This window comes from Argonema galeatum A003/A1 (assembly GCF_023333595.1).
Classification (GTDB): Bacteria; Cyanobacteriota; Cyanobacteriia; order Cyanobacteriales; family Aerosakkonemataceae; genus Argonema; species Argonema galeatum.
Window position 1 is genome coordinate 18,154 of the sequence record NZ_JAIQZM010000045.1, and the last position, 26,489, is coordinate 44,642.

A 26,489-nucleotide genomic window follows, 5' to 3' on the forward strand; every position below is an offset into this window, starting at 1 on the left:
AATCGCTTGACATTGGATTTCTGAAGGAATAGTCATCTATGTCTTAATATTACGGTAAATGGCTAATGCTCCAACTTAATTATTATACTGCAATCGCACTATAGCAAAATATTAATTTATCCAATACCACTTCTATTATATAATATTAAATATTCCCCAAATATCCCACATTCCCAATAATGACCCGCTTCATCCACGATCAATTTGCCAAAGATTACCTAGAGGAATTACTAACTCCCTACGGACAAGTAAAACCCGATCGAAAAGTCTCATCAGAGACAAGGGAAATCGATGTACTGTTCATTCCCAACACCTCCCCCGAAACTCTATCACAAGATTTAGGATTATTAGGAAGATTGGGAGAAACAGCCGCAATTTTTGAACCCTTTCGCAATGCCATTGACCCCGAAGAGATTTGTAGCTGTCTCCTAAAAGCGCTAGAAGTCCGCGAAACCATTCAACGACAGGCAAAACGCAAAAATGCACCCAACGATCCCATCAGCTTACCCTACTTATGGATACTCACCCCAACCGCCTCCGCCTCCATCTTAGAAGGATTCCGCGCTATACTAGAGGAAACTTGGGGCGCGGGAGTTTATTTCCTACCTCATTATTTGAGAACAGCCATTGTCGTAATTCATCAATTACCCAAAACCCCAGAAACACTTTGGCTGAGAATATTAGGAAAGAAAAAAGTACAAGAACAAGCAATTAATGAATTGGAGGCACTACCAGCAGACAATGTATGGCGAGAAACAATCTTGGAATTGTTCTATCAATTACGAGAAAATTTAAACCTCAATCAAAGTTTAGAACCAGATGATCGGGAGTTAGTTATGAGATTGCAACCTTTGTTTCAGGAAAAGTTAGCACAAGTTGAACAACGAGGGATGGAACGAGGTATCCAACAAGGTATCGAGCAAGGCATCCAACAAGGCATCCAACAAGGCATCCAACAAGGCATCCAACAAGGTCTCCAACAAGGAGAGCGTTTGATACTGGAAAATTTATTAAGATTGAGATTTGGAGAATTAGATGCAGAATTATCTGCTTTGATTGACTCGATCTTGACTTTTCCACCAGAAGAATTTACTCCCTTACTACTGCAATTGTCCCGTGAAGAATTGGTAAGGAGATTTGGAGATTTATAGCTTTAGCTCAATTTCTTACTCTTTAGTTAAGGATTAATTATGAGATTGCGCCGTCTGTATCAGGAAAGGTTAGCACAGCTTGAACAACAAGGTATCCCACAAGGTATGCGTTTAGTCGTGGAAAATGTATTAAGAACAAGATTTGGAGAATTAGATGCAGAATTATCTGCTTTGATTGACTCTATCTTGACTTTTCCACCAGAAGAATTTACTCCTTTACTACTGCAATTGTCTCGTGAAGAATTGGTAAGCAGATTTGGAGTTTAACAAAAAATGCGATCGCAGTTTTTACCAACTAATACAACTGGTAGTCAAAAGTGCGATCGCATTCACCTCACTATACATAAATGATCGAATTTGTCAAGCGCGATATGCCTACGGCAGGCTACGCCAACGCACAGCCTTTCACATCTCATTTACGAAACCGGGTCAAGCCCTACTTCTTAAGCGAGCCGTACTTTAACACAATCCCACACTACTTAACTCAGGATAGAGCTATTAATAATTTCAACTCTGTCTCAAGATGCAGGTTATGATTTGATGCCCGCTATAAGCTGTTAGGTGAGTAAAAAATTCGACAATTTTCGATAGAAATCGTTCGATTTTTTATGATGCACTGAGAAGGGAGTACCAATTCATGTTTTTTCACAAAAAAGAAACAATTCATACTGTAAATATCAATGAAGCGAATCCTCGTTTTGCCCAGCTTCTGCTAGAGCAGTTCGGTGGAGCGACAGGGGAACTGACAGCAGCTCTACAATATTGGGTACAATCTTTTCACTGCGAAAATGCCGGTATTCGCGATATGCTCCAAGATATTGCACTTGAGGAGTTTAGCCACTTAGAAATGGTGGGCAAACTAATCGAAGGGCACACCAAAAATGTTGACCAAACAGAAGCTTATAAGAGTACGCTGTTTGCCGTGCGCGGTATGGGGCCCCATTTCTTAGACAGTCAGGGTAGTGCATGGACTGCCGCCTATATTAATGAAGGGGGGGATGTCGTGCGCGACTTGCGAGCAAATGTCGCTGCCGAAGCTGGTGCGCGTCAGACTTACGAAGCATTGATTAAACTCGCACCGGATGAGGGAACCAAAAATACTCTAGTGCATCTGTTAACCCGCGAAATTTCCCATACCAAGATGTTCATGAATGCGCTGGATTCGCTGGGTAAGCTAACCGATCCCATGTTTGGCAATATCCAGCCAGATAGTACCGTCGATCTTTACTTCAATTTGTCTCAAAATGGTAAGGATGAGCGCGGGCCGTGGAATTCTGAACCGGATTTCAGATATGTTGCCGATCCGATGAAGGAAAAAGTCTAAATGTCTGAGCTTTAAACGAGAATAAGACAAAGAAGAGTCAGGGAACAGTCTATACCCTGGCTCTTTCTGTTTCTAAAGAAATCATCAAGATAGAAACATTTTATACAAAATATATTCTGAATAAACGCTAGTATTTTAACTGAAACAGGCTACCAACTATCGCTGGGACAAACCTCACCCCCAACCCCCTCTCCGCAACGGAGAGGGGGAGAAATATTCCCCCCTACCCGTTGCGGGGAGGGGTTGGGGGTGGGGTTCCACTCCTCCGGCTTAGACTGGTAGCCCTGAAACATACAAGTCTTCGCTTTTACATACTCGCTTGCAATTGCAATCTGCCTATCTGCTAGTCTCCCACGGTAGTCGCGACCCTCGTCCTCAAGTTGAGGTCGAGAGGTTGGCTGAGTCAATCTCCGACAAGCTGGGGTGTTTACAGTCTAATAGCAAAACCTCTTTGGCCCAGACTGGTTTCGACCAGATGCCTGATTGCAATGGTTTGCAACCCCTGGTTGGCACGGCCTGCCTAGAATTGGCCCATTTGCCGTTACACAAGCAGATCGAGCAATTTGGCGAATATGCGATCGCAGCTGGATTCAAACACCTGCAAGTGATACCCCTGTTTCTGCTGCCAGGGGTTCATGTCATGGTGGATATACCAGCGGAGGTAGCAACTGCACAGCAGGCTTTGGGCTCAGATTTGGCTGTTGAGATTCGACCTCACTTGGGATCTCACCCTTGTATGGCGCGGTTGTTGGCAAACCAGATGATTTATTTTGATGCAGACATCTGGATTTTGTTATCTCACGGTAGTCGTCGCCAAGGTGCAAATCAGCCTGTGGAAGCTCTGGCTACCCAATTGGGAGCGATACCCGCTTACTGGTCTGTATCGCCAAAACTGGAATTTCAGGTGAAAGCTTTAGCTATGGCGGGTCATCAGCAGATTGGAATTTTACCATATTTTTTATTTGCTGGTGGAATTACTGATGCTCTAGCTCAATCTGTAGAGCAAATTAAACAGGAGTTTCCAACGGTCAGGTTTCATTTGGCTGACGCAATAGGATCGAGTGCTGAGTTAGTAGATTTGATTTTGGATTTGACGAAAGAATGAACCGCAGAGACGCAGAGAACGCAGAATTAGAGAGGAAGAGAGTTTTGGGTAAGGTATATTTGGTGGGTGCGGGGCCAGGAGATCCGGGGTTAATGACGCTGAAAGGAAAAGGGCTTTTAGAATGTGCGGATGTGGTAGTTTACGATGCGCTCGTGAGTCCTCAAATTTTGGCAATGATTAATCCCGCCGCTGAAAAAATTGATGCGGGTAAGCGCATGGGGCGTCACTCGTTATTGCAGGAAGAGACAACTCAGCTATTAATAGAAAAGGCGCAAACTGAGGCGATCGTTGTCAGGTTGAAAGGTGGCGATCCGTTTGTGTTTGGTCGCGGTGGCGAAGAAATGGAAGATTTGGTGCGTGCGGGAGTTTCGGTAGAAGTAGTGCCGGGGGTAACTTCTGGAATTGCAGCACCAGCTTATGCGGGAATTCCTCTCACTCACCGTTCTTATAGTTCTTCGGTTACGTTTGTTACTGGTCACGAATCAGCCGGGAAGTACCGACCTGCTGTAAATTGGAGTGCGATCGCACACGGTTCCGAAACAATTGTAATCTACATGGGCATTCACAATTTGCCCTACATTGTCGAACAGCTACATTTAGCTGGGTTGAGTTTAGAAACTCCAGTAGCTTTAGTGCGTTGGGGTACTCGTCCCGAACAGGAAGAACTAATAGGTACTTTGGGTACAATTGTAGATCAAATTGAGAAAGCGAAGTTTTTAGCGCCTGCGATCGCAGTGATTGGTAACGTCGTCAATTTGCACAGTATCCTATCAGGTTGTCGCCCATAAAGGCAATGCCCTGCCAAATCACCACAGCGCTTTTCAGGTGAGTGTGGTACAGAGAAACCCGGTTTCTTGAAGAAACCGGGTTTCTGGGGTGTACTTCATAAGGGCTGCAAGCCGCTGTAAATTATCCTCGTGACCAGGTTCAACCTGGTCACCAAATTACTGATGCTCTGCGTCTTGTTAAACCTTGTATCATATATTTAAGTTAATCTAACTTGGGGAATAGATGACGCGACAGCTTCACGACCAATTTGCTAAACAATATTTAGAGGAGTTATTAGCACCTTTGGGACAGGTGGAAACCAGTCGGGATGTATCGCCAGAAGTCCGTCAAGTGGATGTTTGGTTTGTACCAACGGCGTCGCCTTCGACAGAACCACAAGTTTTGGGTTTGTTGGGACAAATGGCATTATCTGCTTGTTCGTTTGAGCCTTTTCGGAATCAGCCTAGCCCAGTTGAGGTGCGTAACTGCTTGCTTAAATTGTATTCGCTGCATGGCGAACTTTTACGCAAGGCGAGAAGAGAAAACGATTCTGTTTCGGAAGCGGAACTGCCAGTTTTGTGGATTTTATCACCTACTTGTTCGGCAAATTTGCTGAATGGTTTTGGCGCAAAACTGGATAATTCAGGGAATTGGGTTGAAGGCGTTTACTTTTTGCCAGAATATCAGAAAACGGCACTGGTAGCGATTAATCAGTTACCAAAGACCGAAGCAACTTTGTGGTTGCGAATTATGGGACGGCGCGAGACTCAAAAACAAGCCGTACAGGAAATTAAAGCGTTACCCAGTAACCATCCTTTTTCCAAAAATATTCTGGAAATTGTTGGTAGGTGGTACTTTAACTTGCAAACGAGTCAAAATTTAGATGAAGAGGATACGGAGGTACTTATGAACTTATCACCAGCTTATCTGAAATGGCGGGAAGATGTCGTACAGGAAGGACTTCAGGAAGGACTTCAGCAAGGACTTCAGCAAGGACTTCAGCAAGGTCTTCAGCAAGGTCGGCTGCTGGCGGAAAACTTGCTAAGAGTTCGATTTGGCGCACTGGATGAGCAACTGGCTCGATCGATCGCACCAATGTTACAGTTACCGCCAGAAGAATTAGCACCTCTGCTACTGACCCTTTCTCGCGAGGAGTTGTTGGAAAGGTTTGGAGGGGAGTCTAACTGAGTAGGTGTTTTAGGCGATCGCACTCTCACATATACTTAGCACGATCACAGACCGAGCTTTTTTTATGCCTGTAGGGGCTCCCGCGAGTGCGTGCCGTAGGCATTAGCATTCCGTCAAAGATCTTTGGGTTCAACCAACAAATTATTTACGGAATGCTTCGCCCATTTATGCCCGTGCGAAGTATAATGCGATCGCTTCCCCTTACCCCAGACCTTGGCAAAATTGCCGCGAGCGAGCTAAGAATAGAGATAATCTATCTCGATCGAGATTATATGGAACCTACCGTCATTTTTATATTAATCGGAGATTAATCGGTTTAGCTAATGGCGCTTTGCAAAGGACTGGGGAAATACTGATGGATAAGTCATTGGAAAAAGGCCAGCAAGTAATGCAATTGCTTAAGGACAGGTTTCCCGATACAGCGGGTGCGATCGAACTAGCTGCACAGCGTCCCGAACTGGCCCAGCAGCAACCATTAGATTACGGCGAGGCGGTTTTGGTGGAAAAGGTGGAACAAGCGGCGATCGCTGACCCGGAGATTAAAGCTGCGATCGAAGATTTAGCAGCAACTCAGGAAAATCCCCAAGTGGCGGAAGCTGTTAAAACTGTAATTGAGAATTGGCAAGGGATTAATATTAAAGGTGGAATTAATACAATCAATAACCCGAATTTAAACTTTGGTAGCAAATGAGATTGAAATTGTTTGTTTGCCGACACACCCGCCTGCGATTCAAATCGCAGGCTAATAGCGAAAGTCCATTAAAATGGACTAAAAGATTTGTATTTAGTCCATTTTAATGGACTTTCGCTATTAGCCCGGAAATTGATTTCCGGGCGGGACAGAAGCGAAGTCAAAGATTTTGATTATTGCCCAAATCTATCCAGCCGCCGACAATATGAGTAACGAAAATTGGCAAGGTATAAATATTAAAGATGGAAATAATACAATTAATAATCCACAAATTAATATCCATTCATCCAAACCGATCGAACCTATCAAATATATTCCTTACGTAGGTGTCGCCAACTTTGTCGGACGACAAGCGGAACTGCAAACACTGCATCAAGAGTTGCAGAAATCCGATCGTGTGGTGATTTCTGCGGTTGCTGGAATGGGTGGCGTTGGCAAAACCGAACTGGCGATAAAATACGCACGGGAACACGAACAAGATTACCCTGGTGGGATTTGCTGGTTAACAGCCAGAGATGAGAAGTTAGCCACCAATATTTTGCTGTTGGCCCAGCCTTATCTGAAATTGAAAGTGCCGCAGAAGTTTGGCGAAAAACCGCTGACCCTGAAAGAACAGGTAAACTGGTGCTGGCAGAATTGGCAACCACCAGAAGAAGCGTTTTTGCTGGTGTTGGATGATGTCACGAATTGGAAAAGTTGTCGAGATTTTCTGCCTAAAATTAATCGCTTCCGCATCTTAATTACTACCCGATTACGAAATCTAGACAGCAATTTTGTTGAGTTACCTTTGGATGTCCTCTCACCCGATAAAACATTAGAATTGCTGACCGCTTTGGTGGGTGAAAGACGGGTGCAGAGAGAACTGCAAACGGCAACCGAATTGTGTAAATGGCTGGGTTATCTGCCTTTGGGGTTGGAATTGGTGGGGCGGTATTTGGTGGAAGACCCGGATTTGTCCTTGGCAGAAATGTTGGAGAGGCTGAAAGAAAAGCGCTTGTCAGATGAGGCAATTAACCCCTCAGATGAGCAATTGCAGGATACGGAAATGACTGCCAAGCGAGGGGTAAAAGCCGCATTTGAATTAAGCTGGCAAGAACTCGACACCCTGACGCAGCCTGTGACTGCGTTCTTGAGTTTATTTGCACCGGATGTTTTTGTTTGGGAATGGGTAGAGTGTGAACCTGATTTATTTAATTGTCCGAAATCAGATATCAACGAAGCGAAAAAGCAACTTCTCAAACGGCATTTGATGCAGCGAGTAAAAGAAATTGAAGCTGGCTACAAAATTCATCCCTTGATTCGAGAGTTTCTGCAATTAAAGTTGTCGGAATTACAGGAAGCGGAGAAGTTCAGGCAAAGTTTTGTAGCTAGATTTGTGAAATTTGCAAAAAAAATTCCTGAAAGACCTACTCTTGATGATATCGAATCAGTAAAACTGACAATTCCCCATTTAGTAGAAGTTACCCAAAATCTCATTAATGTAGTGACTGACGAAGATTTAATTTCGCCTTTCATTGGGTTAGGGAGATTTTATGAAGTTCAGGCGTATTATCCTATAGCAGAAACTTGGTGTCAGCAAGGTTTATCAGTAACGAAATCTCGTTTGGGAGAAGAACATTTTCATGTAGCTACTTGCTTAAGCTATTTGGCATTCCTCAATTTTGCCCAAGCACGCTTTTGGAAAGCTACTTTGCTTTGGCTGCCAGCTTTGAGAATTAGCACAATAGCTTTAGGCAGTAATCACCCAAAGACTAAATTACGCCGTATCAGTTTATTTTTGACACTTTCAGTACCGATATTTCTGGGTTTATATTATGCTAAATCCCTTTGGGATCTTCTGTTACATCCAAGCTTCAACGCATTCCTAAAATTCTTAATTCAAGTATTTTTATTATGGGTTTTATTGAAAAAGGGATTTTTACTCGATCGGCAATTCAAAAAGATAAGATGGGTTGTTTCTAAACAGGTGCTAAGTCATCCCAATACAGTTATTTTTCGTAACAATCTAGCACTCGCCTGCGAATCAATTCGCAGGCTAATAGCGAAAGTCCACTGAAGTGGACTGAAATTTTTATCCTGGATTAAGTAGGAAGGCGCAAATAAACAGAAGTATGTAACGAAAAGTAAACTTGGCTAAAACCCTCTTCCCTTCTGCCTTGTCTCAACGATAAATTTTCCTGCCTACCTACTTAAAACTTAGCATAGTAACTATAGAAGACCCATTAAAACTTCTCTTCAGTTGTCTTTAGACAACTTTCGCTATTAGCCCGGAGGTTTGAACTCCAGGCGGGTGAAAAGCGTAGGTGCAAGATGGCAAATCGATCGAGGTAAATTTGAAGCGATACTCACTAAATATCTGCCAATTTATCAAATGCGATCGGCCCTACTCTATATTTTTGATTTTAGTGCGTTGGCGTAGCCTGCCGTAGGCATATCGGGCTTTTGATGGGAATGCGATCGCACCTTGCTACTACTATTAATTCTCAGCAACTTTTTGTTTTGCTGCTTCTCTAATTTTATGCAGACGTTTTTCATATTTTTCTGCAAAACCTTCTGCCAAATCACACAGATTTTTCGCTTGCTGTTCGAGAGTTATAGCAAGTTCAAGACTATCTGCGAGTTCTGCTAGTTGCTTGTCATCGAGGGTTGGTTGTATCATTATCGGTTTTCCAAACGACTCTTGAGCCTATTAGCATTTATTTTAGCTTCTAATACCTGACCCAGTATAGTTGCCAAATCTTCCCCTGCTTCCTGAATTATATCGAAAGGGACATCTGTTTCCTCCAGTTCCTCAACAGTAGCCTGAACTCTTCGCCTGTAGATCTCTACAAACATTAGGAGATTACTGAAAGAAGCAAAGAACTGGATTAATATAGCATTATCTGGAAAACGGGATAAATTTTGCCTGGTTAAGGTTAATCCCTCTGTTGCTTCTTGCTCAGTCTCATTCAGTTCTTGGTTAAGCCTGTCAATGAGAGCTTGAATTTCTGACGGAATAGGCATCTTTATTTTAATTTTACTGTAAATCGGCATACTGAGCGAACTTAATCAGCATACCGCGATCGGCCCCACACAAACAAAATAGGGGCAATTCGTGAATTGCCCCTACTTTACACAACTAACTATTCAGATGTGCTATTTCAGATCTAGTAGCCTCTGGTGTTTGGCTTGGAAACGATGAAGCTGAGAACTTGGCACTGCTTCACGTTATCAAAACCTACCACCCGGATATAGCCGTTGGAGTATTCCGAACGACAAGATTTCACCTCATTCATAACTTCTTGAGGAGTGGTAACATTGAACAAAGGCAACTTCCACAGAGTCCAGTAGTGCATTTCAGGTTCAGAAGTTTCGCTGAATTCCACGGCTGGGATATAGCCTTGGTCTAGAATGTACTGAATCTGCTTGTTAATTTGTACATCGGTGAGAGGAGGCAGGTAGGAAAGGGTTTCGTAACGACGCTCTTTGGGTAAAGTTTTCATTGCTTGCTGGTTTTCCTTGTACTTGTATTTCCGATCGATCGGCTAAAGGTCGAAGTTATCCAGATTCGGCTGGTGAATCTGTTTGCTCTTCTGGAAGTGGGCCGGGGTCAGACACGGTTAGTTGGGTAATCCGTTCCAAATGCTGACGCCGATGTTTCATATTGCCCTCCTGAATGCCAGTGCGAACCATCTCAGGCAAAAAGTCTGTCACTTCCTCCGCCAGATGCTGGCGCACAGTCATAATCCGAAACGCCAAATCTTGTTTTTCCCGGAGTAATTCCTCAATATAAGCTTCTCCATCTTGGAGTTTGCTTTTTGAGGAAAAGTTATTCAGCCAGTAAGCCAGAGGAGGATTAGTTTCGCTCAACTGATCCAGGACAATCCGCACGGCTTTATAGGTCAAGTAACTAATCAGCGTCTTGCAAGTGTCTTTGGCAATTTGTTTGAGATCCATTTTTGACCCCGCCCCCAAGAGTTTTGAGTTTTGAGTGTTGAGTTCGTTTAACTGTAACTCAGCACTCAGCACTCAGCACTTACATCAGACGGTATCCATTGCCTCGAACTCGAACTTGATTTCTTTCCACAGTTCGCAAGCAACAGCCAACTCAGGGCTCCACTTGCAAGCTTCGCGGATGACATCGCCACCTTCGCGCATGAGGTTGCGACCTTCGTTACGAGCTTGGACGCAGGCTTCCAAAGCCACGCGGTTAGCAGTTGCGCCAGGAGCGTTACCCCAGGGGTGGCCCAGAGTGCCGCCGCCGAATTGCAGGCAGGAATCATCGCCGAAGATGTCAACCAACGCTGGCATATGCCATACGTGGATACCACCGGAAGCAACCGGCATTACTCCAGGCATGGAAGCCCAATCTTGGGTGAAGAAGATACCCCGTGAGCGATCTTGTTCGATGTGGTCTTCGCGCATCAAGTCAACGAAGCCCATCGTGATGCCGCGTTCGCCTTCCAGTTTACCGACGACGGTGCCGGAGTGGAGGTGGTCGCCACCAGACATCCGCAGGGTCTTAGCCAATACGCGGAAGTGGATACCGTGATTCTTTTGACGATCGATCACGGCGTGCATAGCGCGGTGGATGTGGAGCAGAATACCGTTGTCGCGGCACCACTTAGAGAGGGTGGTGTTGGCGGTGAAGCCAGCGGTAAGGTAGTCGTGCATGATGATGGGCATTTTGAGTTCTTTGGCGAACTCAGCCCGCTGCATCATTTGTTCGCAGGTGGGGGCGGTGACGTTCAGGTAGTGACCTTTGATTTCACCAGTTTCTGCTTGCGCTTTGTGGATGGCTTCTGCTACAAACAGGAAGCGATCGCGCCAGCGTTGGAATGGCTGAGAGTTGATATTCTCGTCGTCTTTGGTGAAGTCCAGACCGCCGCGCAGACATTCGTAAACTGCACGACCGTAGTTCTTAGCCGACAGACCTAGTTTGGGCTTAATCGTACAACCCAGCAAAGGACGACCGTACTTGTTGAGTTTGTCGCGCTCAACTTGAATCCCGTGGGGTGGGCCTTGGAATGTCTTCAGGTAAGCAACGGGAACCCGCAGGTCTTCTAGACGCAGCGCACGCAAAGCTTTGAAACCAAATACGTTACCTACGATCGAGGTAAGCATATTCGTGACAGAACCTTCTTCAAACAAATCCAATGGATAAGCAATGAAGCAGATGTACTGGTTGTCTTCGCCCGGAACGGGTTCGATATCGTAGCAACGACCTTTGTAACGGTCGAGGTCGGTCAGCAAGTCAGTCCAAACTGTTGTCCAAGTACCAGTAGAAGACTCAGCCGCCACAGCAGCACCTGCTTCTTCTGGAGGAACTCCCGGCTGAGGCGTGACGCGGAAAGCAGCCAGAATATCTGTATCTTTCGGCGTGTAATCTGGGGTGTAATAAGTCAGCCTGTAATCTTTTACTCCGGCTTGATACCCAGTTTTTGTCTGAGTCTTGGTTTGGGCGTAAGACATAATGTCTGTTCCTGGAATTACTTGAATTTTTTTTTGCCTATCTGGCAGTTGTTAAAACTATATCAAGAAATCAATTAGGTAAACTTCAAATTTTTTGGAGAATGTCATAATCTATATTTATATGAATGCAATAGGTATAAATATTTGTTGCGGCATAGATACGCAAAGCGACATCTTGTGATTTTTTTATTCCCCATTCCACCACTTCTTCTCAGGGATTAAATTAAGTTAAAAATAATATTGACACGGTAGCGTATTTGTGAATGATTTGGTCAGGAGAATTTTATGCCATTGTTGAGCGGACATAACAGTATTTGCCTGAATGCCACCCTACTGGGCCTCTTGGCAATCCTTGCAGGAACCGACACCCGTACTGTCCTAGCCCAATCGGCGGTAAGAGATACTTCCATCTACCCGCCTCAAGCGCCACCGCCCGGAGTGGACTTGCAGAGGATACAGCGCCAACAAGAGCAAGCAGAGTATCGCGTCGGTGCGTTGCTACGCGACATTGCCGGAAACCTCTGGGTGGGTTCTTCCCAGGGTTTAGCGCGAATCGATCCCAACACTGGTAGAATTTTGGCGCGGGTCAACTTACCTGATGTCAACATCGGTGCTTTAGCCGAAGACAAGGTGGGAAGAATTTGGGTGGGAACTTACGAGGGATTGCAGCGAGTAGATCCCCGCACCAACGAAATTACGGCACAGAATTTCTTTATGCCCTCCAACCGAGTTTTGTCGCTTTTGATTGACAAACGGGGCTATTTGTGGGTGGGTGGCGATCGCGGTCTATCCCTAATCAGTCCCGATAAAGGATTATTGATGACGACGCTGCGAAATTTGCCAGGGGTCAGCGCCAACGCCCTCAGTCTCGATCCTGAAGGTCAACTTTGGGTGGGCACCCTCGACGGTTTGGTACGAATTGATACGACAAGTGCCTATCCAATTAGTCGCGTTACCGATTTACCAGGCACTACTGTACAAGCTTTAGCCCTCGATCCCAAAGGTACTCTGTGGGTGGGAACACCCAGCAGTCTGATCGAACTTGACCCGCTAACGGGTAAAGTGGTGCGAACTGTTACCGAACTGGCTGAACGCAATATCACCACATTGCGCGTTGACGAACTCGGTAGCCTCTGGGTGGGAACAGATGGAGCTGTGTTTCGCTACAACCCGTATACTGGTACTCTAGCCGGACAAGTTTCTGGTTTACCCCTAGCAAGAGTGTTTTCCCTTTCTCCCGATACCGGCAATAAGTTATGGGTGGGGACTCGCGAAGGACTGGCTTGGGTAAACTTGAATACTGGTGCTGCTAGGGCGCATCGCGCCTTTACTCGCGTCAGTCCCCAGTATTGAAGAGGGGGAGGAGGGGAGGGTTAAATGAAGAGGCAGCATTCTAATAGCAATGCAATCCAATTAGACTTGTTCGCTCGATTTGAAACAGGAATAAAAGCAGCAGAAAGACTTGAAATGCCTGATGCAGAAGTAACTTTATACCATGATTTCTTCGATCGTAATGAAAGCAGAGAAATATTTACTACTCTGCCGAACGAAATCAAGTGGCGGCAGGATAAGATGAAGTTCTACGGGAAAGAAGTAGACTTACCAAGAAAAACTGCATGGTACGGAGATAGTGACAAATCGTATACCTTTTCTGGTATCTCATTTAACCCTGAACCTTGGACTGCAACGCTTCTCGATCTAAAAGTGAGAATCGAGGACGTTGCCAAGGTCAACTTCAACAGTGTTTTGTTAAATCTTTACCGTGATGGCAATGATGGAATCAGTTGGCACACTGACGCAGAACCAGAACTAGGTAAAAATCCAGTTATAGGTTCTGTTAGTTTTGGTGAAACAAGAATATTTATGTTTAGGCGCATAGACAACAAGGATTTGAAGACAGAACTCGAACTCAGAGATGGAAGTTTTCTGCTAATGGCCGGTGCAACGCAGCACTATTGGCAGCATCAAATACCAAAGACATCGAAGAAAGTCGAACCCAGAATAAACCTGACTTTTAGAGTGATAATAAAGTAATAAGGAAGGAAACATTGAGCGAGCGAAAAGTTACCTATAATAAATGGCAGTCACAACCCAGCAATTAATTCAATGGAAGCAGCAAGGACGTCCGATTGTGGCGCTAACAGCTTGGGACTATGCTATTGCTCAGGTGTTGGATGCTGCTGGTGTGGATGTTATCCTGGTGGGAGATTCTCTGGCAATGGTGGCCTTGGGCTATGAAACCACTCTGCCGGTGACTCTGGATGAGATGATACACCATGCTAAGGCGGTGCGTCGAGCTGTGAAGCAGGCGTTAGTGGTTTGCGATTTGCCGTTTTTGAGTTATCAGGAAAGTCTTCAGCAAGCAATGCACTCCGCAGGGAGGGTGCTTAAGGAGTCGGGCGCTCAAGCGGTAAAATTGGAGGGAGGATATCCGGTAATGGCACAAACCGTTTCCCATCTCGTACAAGCGGGAATTCCAGTGCTGGGCCATGTGGGTTTGACGCCCCAGTCAGTGCATAAGTTGGGTTATCGTCAGCAGGGGAAGTCGCCGGAAGCGGGAGAGAGGATCTTACAAGAAGCGATCGCACTTGAAGAAGCTGGTGCCTTTGCTGTAGTCTTAGAGCATATTCCATCTGAATTGGCGTTGCAAATTACCCAAAAGCTAACAATTCCGACAATTGGAATTGGTGCGGGGCTACACTGCGATGGACAGGTCTTGGTTACTGCCGATATGTTGGGGCTTTCCCATAAACAGCCACCTTTTGCTAAATCTTATGTTGATTTGCGAGAAGCGATCGCACAAGCCGTGCAAAGTTATGGTAATGAGGTAAGAGAGCGAAAATTTCCCGATTCCTAAAATACAATTCCGTAAAAAATTCATGAACGAATCGATCGAATTCGCGCCAGAAAAATAAGTTTTAAATTTTTACAAAGATGGGACTATTTCAGGCAAAGCTCAAAAAGTTAAGGGAGATTCAGGGAGAGCAAGTAAGGGAATCAGATCTCGATTCGGATAACCGCCAAAGCCTTTAAGAGCGTAAATCGATAAAATTAAGAAAAATTACCGGATATGCAGACACCATGATACCTACCGTTATTGAACAATCTGGGCGCGGCGAACGTGCTTTTGATATCTACTCCCGACTGCTGCGGGAGCGGATTATCTTCTTAGGCAGACAAATTGACTCGGATCTCGCCAACCTGATTGTTGCCCAGCTGCTCTTTTTAGACTCCGAAGACCCGGAAAAAGATGTCTACATATATATCAACTCGCCGGGTGGTTCTGTATCGGCAGGTATGGGGATTTATGACACCATCAAACAAATCCGTCCTAATGTCTGCACGATTTGTACGGGATTGGCCGCTAGCATGGGAGCATTTCTCCTTAGCGCCGGGACTAAAGGCAAACGGATGAGTCTGCCCCATTCTCGGATTATGATTCACCAGCCGCTGGGTGGCGCTCAAGGGCAGGCAACGGATATTGAGATCCAGGCGAAGGAGATATTATACCACAAGCGACGCCTGAATGAGATGCTCGCAGAACACACAGGTCAGCCCATAGAGCGGATCGAGGAAGATACGGAGCGGGATTTCTTCATGTCAGCGAAGGAAGCGCAGGACTACGGGTTGATCGACCAAGTGATCGATCGCACCGCAGCTGGTAGCAAACCTTTAGCCGTAGTCTAGAACACCGATTCACTAATAACGCCAGTTGTTAGTTATAAGCGTTATAGGTTTTCGATCCCCCTAAATCCCCCTTAAAAAGGGGGACTTTGAAAGCGGTTCCCCCTTAAAAAGCAGGACTTTGAAAGCGGTTCCCCCTTAAAAAGCAAGACTTTGAAAGCGGTTCCCCCTTAAAAAGCAGGACTTTGAAGGCAGTTCCCCCCCTTTTTAAGGGGGGCTAGGGGGGATCGAACCGACAATATTTGTAACTAGCAACTTTCGCATCTGATAAATCCTTGCACGAGTAACCGAGCGCTACAATGTGGGGTTGGGAAGAGATTCCAGGTATTCAAGGAATTCTACCAACTCTTCGTCCGTCAGATCGTGGCGTGTTTTTTTGCCATACGTGCGTTGTAGATAATCGCTTCCCTGTTTATTATTCCAGCCGAGTCGTTTAATTGAAACTCCGATCCGAGCGATCAGTTCTGAATGATCGATCGGCCCAGACAAATTAGTGGGATCGGCAATGCTAGTGTTGATTTCAGTACTTACCAAGTCGGACTCAACAGCGCTCATTTCCCGATCGTGGCGACGAGATTCAATTGGCGTCACCTTACTACTAAAAGAAATTGTCGGCTGGGCCTCATTTACAGAAGAAGCTATTTCAGTATTGCGAACATAATCATCCCGCGTCCAATCGAGATTGCCCGTAACAGCCGCACTCGTTACAGTGGAAATAGCACTCATTCCAGGCGGTGGTACGAAAGTTGTCTTCTCTGACAAAGATGGCTCAGTTGTTTCTCTTAACCAACTCGTATCCGTAGAAATACTGTCCATATTGCCAGATTCCAACCGTTCTGACGAAAACACCGATCGCTTGGGAAATTCAGCAGCAGCAGGTTGAGAATCTGCCGCCGCAGATAAACGAATTCCCATTACTTCCAGCGCCCGAATTCTCGCCTGGTCTTCTGCCGCCTCAATTGTATCGGCAACTGCCATACCAGTTGCCCGCGTAACGCCCTCAAAGAGAAGCAAGACCCGCACGACATATTTGCCGTGATAAATCGTCATTAATTCAGAGATTAGACTGCCTGTGGGATAACGAGCTTGAAATTGTGCAAACATAGCATTAATACCCTAGAGGAATCTTCGAGCATCGCGGTTTTCGTGATGACCGCTCTAAACCTACAATAAGATCGACAAGACAGCTGTCGGCAGACAAAAGTCAGGAGAAGAAGAGATAGGCAAACTTTTTTCTTCTTCATTAGTAACTTGTTACTGGGTTTGAAAGCCCAAGCGACGCTGACTTTTAAAATCTGACTTCTGTACGGGCTTTACCATTCGGAAGACAATTTGTGGCCCAAGCCAAAATTTTTCGCTTCCGTTTGCTTTGTCCCTACTCCTGACTGCTGTTGCGCGATCGTTCATCCGCATCGCCGGAGAGCCGCAACGCTTAACGCTCTTACCCCCTCCCCACTGCCGGAGAGCCAGTAGGTTCCTTCAGCGGTTTCTCACCCTAAAAAAACGAGCGTGTAAAGGCGTGAGAATGGCTGAAGGAAAGACAAAGACAGTTGTCCGCAGTCAGCAGTCATGACTGTGAAAATTTAACAGTCAATCATGACTAATGACTAATGACTAATGAATAATGGCTGTATCTGTTAGGGGAATCTACATATCTTAACTGTTGAGAGCGAATAGGTGGATGTGTTGGCTATAAGAGCGTAATGCTCTCCCTTTCGGGCACTGCCTATGTTTGGCAAACGTTTCGCCTATGTTTGGCGAAACATACATCAGTAGCGGAAGAAGGGAAAAGGAAAAGGGAAAAGGTAAAAGGAAAATGAAGAAAATTCCTTTTCCTTTTACACTTTACCCCTTCCCCCGACCTAGCAGTGCTTGAAGAGAAGCAGCAAAGTTGCTCTTGCATTGCAAGAGCAGGCTACCAACCTTGCATCGGGACATTTTTGTCTCCCTTTGCCCCCTCCCCCCAACTTTGGGGGGAAATCTTGCTCCCCCTCTCTGAGATCGGAGCGGGGGAGGGGCAAGGGGGGTGAGGTCGTCCCGGCTTAAGTTGGTAGCCCAAGAGCAATCTGGGGTTTTGCCCAGATCTGGTAAAACCAGATCGCGGCTGTTAAAAGAACGCAATTGAGACGCTAAGGATTGAGTCGCTACATGGAATTTTCAATCGCTACACTGCTTTCTAATTTTCCAGATGAAAAATTGGTCGCTGCCAAAGCTTTGGAGAAAAAACTGGGTTGCCAAGAGGAAAATGGTCTGCGCCAATTAGAAATAGCTTTAGATGCTCTGGAAAAAATTGGCATTTTGGTAAAAGAGCGGGGTAAGTATCGCCGGGTATTTGAGCCCGGTGTGGTCGAAGCAAAACTCCGCTGTTCGAGTAAAGGGTTTTGTTTTGCTATTCAAAATGTAGAGGGCGCGGCTGATATTTACGTCCGGGAAAGCCATCTGAGTACAGCTTGGAATGGCGATCGCGTCCTGGTCAAAATCACTAAGGAGGGGAACCGGCGACGCAGCCCAGAAGGAGAAGTGCGGCTCGTTCTGGAGCGAGCCAACCCCAGCGTGCTGGCGCGAGTGAAGCAAAGCGCAGACCGGGCGGGACGCCTAGTGTACCGGGCAGTTCCCTTGGACGATCGCCTGCTATTTGAACTCGACCTCCTCGCCAACGGAAAAAACCTGGGCCAATCAATAGACCACCTGGTTCATGTAGAAATCCTGCGCTACCCCCTAGCGACTCAGCCCCCCGTGGGTCGCGTGGCGCAAATCCTGGGCAGCGATGCCGAAGCAGCAGCAGACATCGACATCGTTTGTTGCAAGCACGATTTACCAAGGCGCTTTCCCAACGCTGTGTTGGCTCAAGCTGAAAAATTGCCAACTTCCATCAGCAAAACAGATCTAAAAAATCGACTCGATCTGCGTCACTTGGTTACGATCGCAATTACTCCCGACAGCTATAAAGAGTCCGAGTCAGGTACTTTGCTAGTAGAACAGGCTTTTACCTTAGAAAAAATTGATGCCGAAAACTGGCGAGTAGGCGTTCACATCGCCGATGTAGCCTCATACGTCGAGACCGATTCAACGATCGATCGGGAAGCCCAGCGACGCGGTAGATGCGTGCATCTGGGCGAAATGGTGTTGCCCCTACTGCCGGAAGCGGTTTTGCAGCGTTGTTCTCTGTTGATGGGAGAGGACAAGCTGGCTATCTCGGTGCAGCTGACGCTGAACAGCTCCGGTCAACTGGTGGAGTTTGAGATTCTACCAAGCGTCATCCAGGTAGACTATCAACTAACCCAGTCTCAAGCACGAGCAATTATGAAGCGCCACGAAACTGCGATCGGTCGAGCAGTTATGCACGACTTGGCACCAGTCATTCCGACGCTTGACCAACTTTTGGTGCTAAGTCAGATGGTGAAAGAACACCGGCAACAGCGGGGTGGATTTGCTCTAGAAAAGCCGGAAACGACCGAGCAGTTCAGCAGCCAATTCAGCGATGAAGGAGCGAATAATGTGCTGGTGACCTTGCCCTCCCGCCCAGATCGATCGCTCCTGGCAGAATGGATGATCTTGGTGAATCAAGTGGTGGCTAGCCATATAAATGCGCTAGGAGTACCGGGAATGTACCGGATTCAATCTGCACCCGATCCAGATGATGCACAAGAATTGATCAAGTTGGCAAGCAATCTGGGCATAGATTTGCAACTAGAGCAGGAAGATATAGTTCTACCTTCTGATTTCCAAAGATTTATCCAACAATTTGCCGCTTCTAAGTCACAGAAAGTCCTCGACTCTCTCCTGCAAGGAACCTTAAAGCCAGCTTTTTATAGCACCACACCCGGTTCTCACTTTAGTCTGGCTTTGGATACCGCCTATACTCACTGCATCTCTCCAGCGCAGCGCTACTCAGATCTACTCGTGCAACGAATACTGCAAGCGGTATTTGAGCATGGACGCGATCGCCGTACCACCCGCGCCAAAGAACAAGTCAACCTGGGCCACAGTTCCTGCCACGGTAATATCAATTGGAACGTTCTGCCACCCAGCATCCACCAAGAACTGGAAGCTCATCTGACAGCAGTGATTGTACCCCTCAATGAGCGACAAAAAGAGGCAGAGGACGCTGAGGCAGATTTGGCAGGGCTCAAAAAAGCCGAGCTGATGAAAGAGCGCACTGGTGAGGTGTTCCCAGGGGTAATTACTGGTGTCCAATCCTACGGTTTCTTTGTGGAAATGCAAGTGCCGCTACAGGATGGAAAGTACTTTTACCCAGAAGGACTGGTTCACGTATCCTCTCTCAAAGATGACTGGTATGAGTATCGCTCTCGCCAAGAAGCACTTGTGGGGCGTAAAAACCGGAAGCAGTATCGATTGGGCGATCGTGTAGAAGTCCAAGTCAAAAGCGTCGATTACTACCGTCAGCAAATAGACTTGGTGACGGTAGGCAGCAACCATCAAATTTCAGACGAGGATTTAGATGAAGACCCTTTTATCAATATTGATGATGAGTAAGGGGATAGAAAAGTCAAAAGTCAAAAGTCAAAAAGGAGCTAGAAAAGTCAAAAGTCAAAAGTAAAGAAGGGAGTGGGGGAGTGGGGGAGTGGGGGAGAGAATCACCAGTGTTCAATTCTCAATTCCCAATTCCCCAATCACCAATGACCAATGACTAATGACCAATGACCAATGACAACTGACAACTTGCACTAGCTACTACCAATGACTAATGACTAATGACTAATGACCAATGACTAATGACTAATGACCAATGACCAATGACCAATGACCAATGACTAATGACCAATGACTAATGACCAATGACAAACCTTTGATATTAGGCATTTCAGGGGCATCTGGCCTGATCTATGCCGTGCGAGCATTAAAATTTCTGTTGGAAGCGGAGATGGCGATCGAGCTTGTTGCCTCTAAATCTACTTATATGGTTTGGCAAGCAGAACAAAATATAAGTATGCCTGCCAATCCTATCCAGCAGGAGCAATTCTGGCGCTTCCACAGCGGGGTGGAAACAAAAGGAAAACTCCGCTGTCACCCTTGGGGCGATGTGGGCGCTAACATTGCTAGTGGTTCTTTCCGTACTTTGGGGATGATTGTGATGCCTTGCAGTATGAGTACGGTAGCAAAGCTGGCAGCTGGTCTGAGTTCTGACCTTTTGGAGCGTGCAGCTGATGTTCAGCTCAAGGAAGGACGCAAACTCGTGATTGTCCCCCGCGAGACGCCCTTCAGCTTGATTCACTTGCGGAACTTAACGAGTTTGGCGGAGGCTGGTGCGAGAATTGTTCCGGCTATTCCAGCTTGGTATCACAATCCCCAGACAATTGAAGATTTGGTGGATTTTGTGGTATCTCGTGCTTTAGATCAACTGGATATTGACTGCATTCCTATCAATCGCTGGTCAGGACACCTTTAGTAATTTTCGATTAAAGAATTGAAATTAAATCTAAAATCTGAAATCTGAAATCTCACATTTGAAATTTACCAATTACCAATTATGTCTCGCCTTGTATTGCTGCTTATATTTCTCTTAGGGCTAACTCTATTTGCCTTATACAATTTGTCGCCAGTCGTGCTGGCGTTTTTGGGCGCGAAGTCGTTGCCGTTACCTCTAGGGGTATGGGTTATCGTAGCTCTAGCAACTGGTTTTTTCTCTTCGCTGCTGCTATCTCTGTTGTTCCAACTCTCGAATTATTTCTCTGAGCAACAATTGCAAGTCACCCAAAGGACGCTCCGCGAAGCAGAATCCCGCATTCGTACACTTGAAGCGGAAAGCTCCCGTTATAGATGGCAATCTCCGGAAAGTTCTTCACCCAATGAAAGTCGCTCTTATTCCACTACCCAAAGTTCGGCGGAATATGATTATTTGGAGAACGCGGATGATGAAGAAGGCCCGATCGGTGATACTCAAGAGCGTCAGGATAATGCCAGAAACCGCACTACTTATGAAACCGAGCAAGCGCCGACAAGTAGCTCCAAAGCTGGCTCTGTATATTCCTATAGCTATAAAGAACCTAAAAATTCGGGCGTGGGAAAAACTGAGTCTGTTTACGATGCAGAGTATCGAGTCATCACGCCGCCTTATCGGGGGGAGCCAAAAAGAAATGAAAATGACTGGGAATATAATAAAAGTGGGAATGAAGAGGATTGGGGATTTGAGGATGACGATGAATTTGATGATGAAAGCGATCGCTCCCCTCCTCGATCGTAAAATCTACCGCCATCAAGCAACATCAGCTTCCCACATGGGAGTACACAAATTACCACGGCCAAAATACTGATTTTTGATTAACTCGCGGGACTCTTGCGTCACCCTACCAGCCATTGCTTCTTGCTGCAAGGCCATGAAGGCATCTAGATCTTCGAGATCGTACCTTTTCTGCAAAAGCTGGCGTAGATCTTCTTCTGCGGCAACACTCAGATAGCCAGTCGTTAGAGCCTGTTGGACAACTTCGCGGATTAAATACATCTTTACCACCTGCAAAAACTGCAATATTAAAAGGAGAAACCAGTAAATTCACTGAGCTAAAGTCTGTGAAGGCTGGACGGCACCCTGAGCAACCGCAGTGTTTACAGAACCGGGTAACACAGGTAGTAGCACGATTTTAATCAAAAAGATTCATCGCATACCTTTATTTTTAGCCATTCTTCATAGAAACTTTATAAAGACTGTATAAAGTTTCCATGAAGATTATGTTAACTCATTTATGAGTTATCCGTCATTGCACGGATGTTATTAATTGCGTTAGTCTTTTATACTTTAGATGTTGAAAATAGCTAACATATATCAACATTACGTTAAAAATGCGTTAGTAAATCAGTGGCATGGCATCTACATTATTAACGAAAGTGCAAGAAGAATTTACAGAAGCAGCTAATAGCTGGCACTTAGAGAAGTTATATATAGATCTGGCCTCTGCTAAAGGCAAAGGTCTTACACCCGTTGAAAAAAAGATTCTTAGAGGATTACTTTGCGGTTATAGTCCCGCCGAAATAGCAAATGCAATCTATCAAACTCGCACTAGCAGTTCGGTGAGGGTTTATCTATCTAATGCCTTGTATAAGTACATAGAATCAATGCGGATTTCCCAAACTGGGGAAACAGTAAAAATTAATCATTGGAGTCGCGTTACAACCTTACTGGAAGAAGCTGGATATAAAATTGCTCCATCTTATCAATCCCAGGTTAATAATTACTTAGTTTCATCAAACAATAAGCGCTACGATTGGGGAGAGGCAATTGATGTCGATATCTTTTACGGACGCCAAAAAGAATTAGCTCAGCTAGAAGAATGGATTGTTAAAGATCGCTGTCGCTTGGTGGCGCTGCTAGGTATAGGGGGAATTGGCAAAACGGCTTTATCGATACGCCTTGCCCAACAAATTAACGAGAAATTTGACTGTTCAATCTGGCGATCGGTCCGTCATGCTCCACCCATCCAAGATTTTTTAGGTAACCTAATTCAATTTTTATCTAATGACGATCTAAATGCAACTACTTTATCAGAAACCTTAGCTGGTAGAATTTCACAACTGATTGACTGCTTAAGAGGTTCTCGTTGCTTGCTGGTACTAGATAACGTTGAGTCTCTTCTCCAACCCAATACTTACACAGGCAATCTTCGAGAGGGATATGAAGCTTACGGGGAACTATTCAAACGAGCTGGAGAAGTATTACATCAAAGCTGTTTGGTACTTACCAGTCGCGAAAAAATTAAAACAATAGCATCAATTGAAGGGTCTATACTACCAGCTCGCTCTTTAGGTATAAAAGGTTTGTCAGAAATTGAATGTCAGGAAATTATTAAGTCTAAAGGCGTGTCTGGTTCCGAAGAAGACTGTAAATTACTAATTAGAGGTTATGCAGGTAACCCTTTAGCATTAAAAATAATTTTAACAACTATTAAAGAATTATTTAATGGTAATATATCTGATTTTTTGCGGCAAAATGTATTAGTATTTGGAGAAATTCGCGAATTATTAGAACAACAGTTAAATCGATTGTCAAATGTCGAGAAACAAGTAATAGAATGGTTAGCGATTAATGAAGAGCTAGTTATTGTGCCAGAAATGGTAAAGGAGAAGACGCCCTCTATATCTAGACTCGAATTAATAGAAGTGTTGTCATCTTTGGCAAGGCGATCGCTAATTTATAGAAATGCTACAAGTTTTAAGCTTCAACCTATATTTATGGAGTATTTTAACGAACAGCAAATTAAGCATACCTGCCAAGAAACACATTATCGAGCCATTGAGAAAGAACAACCCAAAACTTACCAAATTCTCGGTAAAATAAATACCAGTCCTGACGCAAACGGTACAGAGAGCTTAACAGGTGAACAATATTTTAAAGGGAATCAATCTCTACCTGATTGGCATGATGGGAGCTGGTAAGACGACCGTGGGAAGCTTATTGGCCCAGCAGCTAGGCTACCGTTTCTTTGACACCGATGCCGTTATCGAGCGAGTAGCGGGGGGTAAATCCATTAACGAAATTTTTACAACTGCTGGTGAGGATGCCTTTCGGCAAATCGAAAGCCAGGTGCTAGCAGAGCTGTCGGCGTACACAAAACTAGCTGTAGCGACCGGCGGGGGCATAGTTCTGCGCCGAAAAAACTGGAGTTACTTGCACCACGGTCTTGTCGTATGGCTCGACGTACCCGTAGAACTACTGATAGTCCGTTTGGCAGAAGACACGACGCGCCCCCTCTTAAAGGATGCCGATCGCAACATCAAGCTGCAAATGCTTTTAGAACAAAGACTAGAGCTTTATGCCCAAGCCGACATTCGAGTCACCGCAGACGCAGGCGAGACACCCGAACAACTAGCAGCGCGAGTGATGGAAGAGATTCCCAAAGTTCTCAAACCAGAAATTTCTCCTCCCTGAAAAGTCAAAAAGGACAAGGAGGACAAGGGAGACAAGGGAGACAAGGAGGAATTGTAGGTAGGACTTACGTATAGGCCCCCCTAACCCCCCAAATCTGGGGGGGACAAGACTTCTTCTCCCCCAGATTTGGGGGAGGGGGCAAGGGGGGCATGAGTGCGTAAGTCCTGGTAGGTTGGGTTTCGTTACCAAATCCTACTAGAGAAAAAGACAAACTGTTGCCGTTGAGATAATTAAGAGTGGCAACCTCATCTAAACTGCGTTTAAACCTTATTCCATCTCAAAAACTGCTCATGGTCAACGAAAACGAATATATTCAGAGGGCTGATGCCACTCGCGTACAGGTACTCAGCGAAGCACTTCCCTACATCCAACAATTGGCCGGTCGGACTGTTGTCGTCAAGTATGGCGGTGCGGCTATGAAAGACAGCACGCTTAAAGACAAAGTTATCCGCGACATAGTTTTCTTATCATGTGTGGGCTTGCGACCCATAGTAGTACACGGCGGTGGCCCGGAAATTAACTCGTGGTTGGATAAACTCGGAATCGAGCCACAATTTAAAAATGGTCTGCGGGTTACTGACGCCGCCACGATGGATGTGGTGGAAATGGTTTTAGTAGGGCGGGTAAACAAAGAGATTGTCGCCTTGATCAACCAAGCTGGTGGTTTGGCGGTGGGACTTTGCGGCAAAGACGGCAACTTGATCAAAGCGCGTCCCGAAGGCCAAGAAGGCATCGGCTTTGTGGGGGAAGTAAGCGCTGTGGATATCAAGCTTTTGAATTCCCTCGTCAAGAGTGGATACATCCCAGTGGTGTCCAGCGTAGCGGCGGACGACATGGGACAAGCTTATAATATCAACGCCGATACTGTGGCTGGAGAACTGGCAGCGGCTTTAGGCGCAGAAAAGTTGATATTGCTCACGGATACGGCGGGTATCTTCAGGGATTACAAAGATCCGTCTACCTTGATTGCTAAGCTGGATATTCAAGAAGCTCGCGAGCTAATTGCATCCGGTGTTGTTAGCGGTGGGATGATTCCCAAGGTGAGTTGTTGCGTCCGCAGTCTCGCCCAAGGCGTCCGCGCTACTCACATTATCGACGGTCGGATTCCTCATGCGCTGCTGTTGGAGATTTTTACCGACGCCGGTATTGGCTCTATGATCGTAGGCTCGCAGTTTATGGCTTAGTTAGGAGAGGGAAAAAGCTCCGGCGAAACCTCACCCCCCCAACCCCCCTCTCCGATCTCGGAGAGGGGGGGGGAAATACTACCTCGTAGGGGCAATGCTTCGACTGTCCCGCTTTAAACTCTTCGCCGTGGGAAGCATTACCATAATCTAATCGCGCTAAGTTTTCTAGCATAATCATCTACACATCTGTGTTTATCTGTGTTTATCTGTGGTAAAAAAATCTTTAAAACCTACTTTTCGGCATTGCTCTAAGTACTTAGCGTTAGCCTAGAAGAAGCAGGCCAGTTAAACCAGACAACTAACTCGAAATCACCAGTGAGTGCAGAAACTTTAGAAATTGTCAGAACAGAATACCAAGCTGGCAAATCTGCCTTTGAAGGCGGGCAGTATCGCCAGTCGGTTCAGCATTTGGAAAAGGCGAGTGCTTTGGTCGATCGCAATTCTCGTCTCGGTGGCGAGATCCAAATTTGGCTGGTGACTGCTTACGAAGCAGCCGGTCAAAGGAATGAGGCTCTCTCTCTCTGCAAGCAGCTCGATCGTCATCCCAGTATCGAAACCCGCAAACAAAGTCGCCGCTTGATCTATATTTTAGAAGCTCCTCAGCTCAATCGCCGTCCCGAATGGCTCACTCAAATTCCCGATCTGGGCGCGATCGGCGACAATGAAACCAAATCTCGTTTGGGCAATCCTACCTCATCTGTAAAAAGTCCTCCTCCCTCACGCCCTCAAAGCGAACCCGTCGATCTAGGCCAGGTAAATACCAAAGATAATCTATTTATCTGGGTCGCGCTTATCGCAGCCGTTCTCACCCTCGGCGGTTTGCTTTGGTTGAGTTTTTGAAGTGCAAAAGATTGGCTCTTTCGGAGTTGTGATGCTTTTGTTCAAAAAATCACATTTTTATGCCTCTGCCCCTCTGCCCCTCTGCCCAAATAGCATAGTAAATACGGAAGAGCCAGTCGATCGCTCGCAGGGAAGTCGATGCCGCTTATACCAAATCCGCAACGATTACCCCCTTTATGTCTCTAGGCTGTAGAGACGTTTCATGAAACGTCTCTACAATGT

The 26,489-nt window shown here is 45.8% G+C and carries 27 protein-coding genes; 20 read left to right on the forward strand and 7 right to left on the reverse strand.

The genetic code is table 11. The annotated features are described in order from the left end of the window. Positions 1-179: 179 nt before the first annotated feature. The 9 genes from LAY41_RS28520 to LAY41_RS28560 all read left to right on the forward strand — a co-directional run bounded on the left by LAY41_RS28520 (position 180) and on the right by LAY41_RS28560 (position 8,283). Entirely contained in the window at positions 180-1,151 is a 972-nt protein-coding gene (locus LAY41_RS28520; protein ID WP_249105475.1) for a hypothetical protein, read from the forward strand. Between the two features lie 39 nt (positions 1,152-1,190). Beyond that, positions 1,191-1,418, forward strand: coding sequence for a hypothetical protein (locus LAY41_RS28525; RefSeq protein WP_249105477.1), 228 nt, complete (start codon positions 1,191-1,193; stop codon positions 1,416-1,418). Further along, positions 1,408-1,614, forward strand: coding sequence for a hypothetical protein (locus tag LAY41_RS28530; protein ID WP_249105478.1), 207 nt, complete (start codon positions 1,408-1,410; stop codon positions 1,612-1,614). Before LAY41_RS28525 ends, LAY41_RS28530 begins: the two co-directional genes overlap by 11 nt. Positions 1,615-1,788: 174 nt before the next feature. Continuing rightward, a complete protein-coding gene (locus LAY41_RS28535; RefSeq protein WP_249105481.1) occupies positions 1,789-2,475 on the forward strand; it encodes a manganese catalase family protein in 687 nt (228 codons plus the stop codon). 319 nt (positions 2,476-2,794) lie between these two features. Beyond that, positions 2,795-3,580, forward strand: coding sequence for a sirohydrochlorin chelatase (locus LAY41_RS28540; protein ID WP_249105483.1), 786 nt, complete (start codon positions 2,795-2,797; stop codon positions 3,578-3,580). Further along, positions 3,577-4,368: a uroporphyrinogen-III C-methyltransferase gene (gene cobA / locus LAY41_RS28545; protein ID WP_249105485.1), complete on the forward strand. Its 792-nt coding sequence runs from the start codon at positions 3,577-3,579 to the stop codon at positions 4,366-4,368. The genes LAY41_RS28540 and cobA overlap by 4 nt, the downstream gene beginning before the upstream one ends. A 223-nt stretch (positions 4,369-4,591) precedes the next feature. Beyond that, a complete protein-coding gene (locus tag LAY41_RS28550) occupies positions 4,592-5,536 on the forward strand; it encodes a hypothetical protein (RefSeq protein WP_249105487.1) in 945 nt (314 codons plus the stop codon). 355 nt (positions 5,537-5,891) lie between these two features. Next, positions 5,892-6,227 carry a hypothetical protein gene (locus tag LAY41_RS28555; RefSeq protein ID WP_249105489.1) on the forward strand — a complete coding sequence of 112 codons (336 nt, stop codon included), beginning with the start codon at positions 5,892-5,894 and terminating at the stop codon, positions 6,225-6,227. 169 nt (positions 6,228-6,396) lie between these two features. After that, a complete protein-coding gene (locus LAY41_RS28560) occupies positions 6,397-8,283 on the forward strand; it encodes an NB-ARC domain-containing protein (RefSeq protein WP_249105492.1) in 1,887 nt (628 codons plus the stop codon). Positions 8,284-8,703: 420 nt separating this feature from the next. On the opposite strand, the gene LAY41_RS28565 is transcribed toward LAY41_RS28560, so the two are convergent. The 5 genes from LAY41_RS28565 to LAY41_RS28585 all read right to left on the reverse strand — a co-directional run bounded on the left by LAY41_RS28565 (position 8,704) and on the right by LAY41_RS28585 (position 11,678). Then, positions 8,704-8,886 carry a hypothetical protein gene (locus tag LAY41_RS28565; RefSeq protein ID WP_249105494.1) on the reverse strand — a complete coding sequence of 61 codons (183 nt, stop codon included), beginning with the start codon at positions 8,884-8,886 and terminating at the stop codon, positions 8,704-8,706. Next, entirely contained in the window at positions 8,886-9,230 is a 345-nt protein-coding gene (locus tag LAY41_RS28570; protein ID WP_249105496.1) for a hypothetical protein, read from the reverse strand. The genes LAY41_RS28565 and LAY41_RS28570 overlap by 1 nt, the downstream gene beginning before the upstream one ends. Positions 9,231-9,373: 143 nt before the next feature. After that, complete coding sequence (locus tag LAY41_RS28575) at positions 9,374-9,709, reverse strand: ribulose bisphosphate carboxylase small subunit (protein ID WP_249065666.1); 336 nt, start codon at positions 9,707-9,709, stop codon at positions 9,374-9,376. Positions 9,710-9,764: 55 nt separating this feature from the next. Continuing rightward, complete coding sequence (rcbX, locus tag LAY41_RS28580; protein WP_249105498.1) at positions 9,765-10,163, reverse strand: RuBisCO chaperone RbcX; 399 nt, start codon at positions 10,161-10,163, stop codon at positions 9,765-9,767. Between the two features lie 84 nt (positions 10,164-10,247). Then, complete coding sequence (locus LAY41_RS28585; protein ID WP_249105500.1) at positions 10,248-11,678, reverse strand: form I ribulose bisphosphate carboxylase large subunit; 1,431 nt, start codon at positions 11,676-11,678, stop codon at positions 10,248-10,250. A gap of 285 nt (positions 11,679-11,963) precedes the next feature. Here LAY41_RS28585 and LAY41_RS28590 point away from each other — a divergent pair, with 285 nt between their 5' ends. The 4 genes from LAY41_RS28590 to clpP all read left to right on the forward strand — a co-directional run bounded on the left by LAY41_RS28590 (position 11,964) and on the right by clpP (position 15,365). Further along, positions 11,964-13,031 (forward strand): ligand-binding sensor domain-containing protein, encoded by a 1,068-nt coding sequence (locus LAY41_RS28590; protein ID WP_249105503.1) that lies wholly within the window; start codon positions 11,964-11,966, stop codon positions 13,029-13,031. A 24-nt stretch (positions 13,032-13,055) separates the two neighbouring features. Further along, positions 13,056-13,712: an alpha-ketoglutarate-dependent dioxygenase AlkB family protein gene (locus LAY41_RS28595; protein WP_249105505.1), complete on the forward strand. Its 657-nt coding sequence runs from the start codon at positions 13,056-13,058 to the stop codon at positions 13,710-13,712. A gap of 43 nt (positions 13,713-13,755) precedes the next feature. Further along, positions 13,756-14,535 (forward strand): 3-methyl-2-oxobutanoate hydroxymethyltransferase, encoded by a 780-nt coding sequence (gene panB / locus LAY41_RS28600; protein ID WP_249105508.1) that lies wholly within the window; start codon positions 13,756-13,758, stop codon positions 14,533-14,535. Between the two features lie 224 nt (positions 14,536-14,759). Next, a complete protein-coding gene (gene clpP, locus LAY41_RS28605) occupies positions 14,760-15,365 on the forward strand; it encodes an ATP-dependent Clp endopeptidase proteolytic subunit ClpP (protein WP_249105510.1) in 606 nt (201 codons plus the stop codon). 291 nt (positions 15,366-15,656) lie between these two features. Here the strand turns inward: clpP and LAY41_RS28610 are convergent, their stop codons facing one another. Continuing rightward, positions 15,657-16,466, reverse strand: a complete 810-nt coding sequence (locus tag LAY41_RS28610; RefSeq protein WP_249105512.1) for a hypothetical protein — start codon at positions 16,464-16,466, stop codon at positions 15,657-15,659. Positions 16,467-17,510: 1,044 nt separating this feature from the next. Between LAY41_RS28610 and LAY41_RS28615 the strand changes: the two genes are divergently transcribed. The 3 genes from LAY41_RS28615 to LAY41_RS28625 all read left to right on the forward strand — a co-directional run bounded on the left by LAY41_RS28615 (position 17,511) and on the right by LAY41_RS28625 (position 21,567). After that, positions 17,511-19,859 (forward strand): ribonuclease R family protein, encoded by a 2,349-nt coding sequence (locus LAY41_RS28615; RefSeq protein WP_249105514.1) that lies wholly within the window; start codon positions 17,511-17,513, stop codon positions 19,857-19,859. Between the two features lie 295 nt (positions 19,860-20,154). Further along, on the forward strand, positions 20,155-20,772 hold the full coding sequence (locus LAY41_RS28620; RefSeq protein WP_249105516.1) for a flavin prenyltransferase UbiX: 618 nt from the start codon (positions 20,155-20,157) through the stop codon (positions 20,770-20,772). Positions 20,773-20,853: 81 nt separating this feature from the next. Continuing rightward, entirely contained in the window at positions 20,854-21,567 is a 714-nt protein-coding gene (locus LAY41_RS28625; RefSeq protein ID WP_249105517.1) for a lipopolysaccharide assembly protein LapA domain-containing protein, read from the forward strand. A 12-nt stretch (positions 21,568-21,579) separates the two neighbouring features. Here LAY41_RS28625 and LAY41_RS28630 read toward each other — a convergent pair whose 3' ends face one another. Beyond that, positions 21,580-21,825 (reverse strand): hypothetical protein, encoded by a 246-nt coding sequence (locus LAY41_RS28630; RefSeq protein ID WP_249105519.1) that lies wholly within the window; start codon positions 21,823-21,825, stop codon positions 21,580-21,582. A gap of 356 nt (positions 21,826-22,181) precedes the next feature. Between LAY41_RS28630 and LAY41_RS28635 the strand changes: the two genes are divergently transcribed. The 4 genes from LAY41_RS28635 (at position 22,182) to LAY41_RS28650 (ending at position 26,267) form a co-directional block, all read left to right on the forward strand. Further along, positions 22,182-23,750, forward strand: coding sequence for an NB-ARC domain-containing protein (locus LAY41_RS28635; RefSeq protein ID WP_249105521.1), 1,569 nt, complete (start codon positions 22,182-22,184; stop codon positions 23,748-23,750). Beyond that, positions 23,692-24,243, forward strand: coding sequence for a shikimate kinase (locus LAY41_RS28640; protein ID WP_249105524.1), 552 nt, complete (start codon positions 23,692-23,694; stop codon positions 24,241-24,243). Before LAY41_RS28635 ends, LAY41_RS28640 begins: the two co-directional genes overlap by 59 nt. A gap of 290 nt (positions 24,244-24,533) precedes the next feature. Then, positions 24,534-25,427, forward strand: a complete 894-nt coding sequence (gene argB / locus LAY41_RS28645) for an acetylglutamate kinase (protein ID WP_249105526.1) — start codon at positions 24,534-24,536, stop codon at positions 25,425-25,427. A gap of 315 nt (positions 25,428-25,742) precedes the next feature. Further along, the gene (locus LAY41_RS28650) at positions 25,743-26,267 is read left to right on the forward strand and encodes a hypothetical protein (RefSeq protein ID WP_249105528.1); all 525 of its coding nucleotides are present in this window, start codon (positions 25,743-25,745) and stop codon (positions 26,265-26,267) included. Positions 26,268-26,489 lie beyond the last annotated feature (222 nt).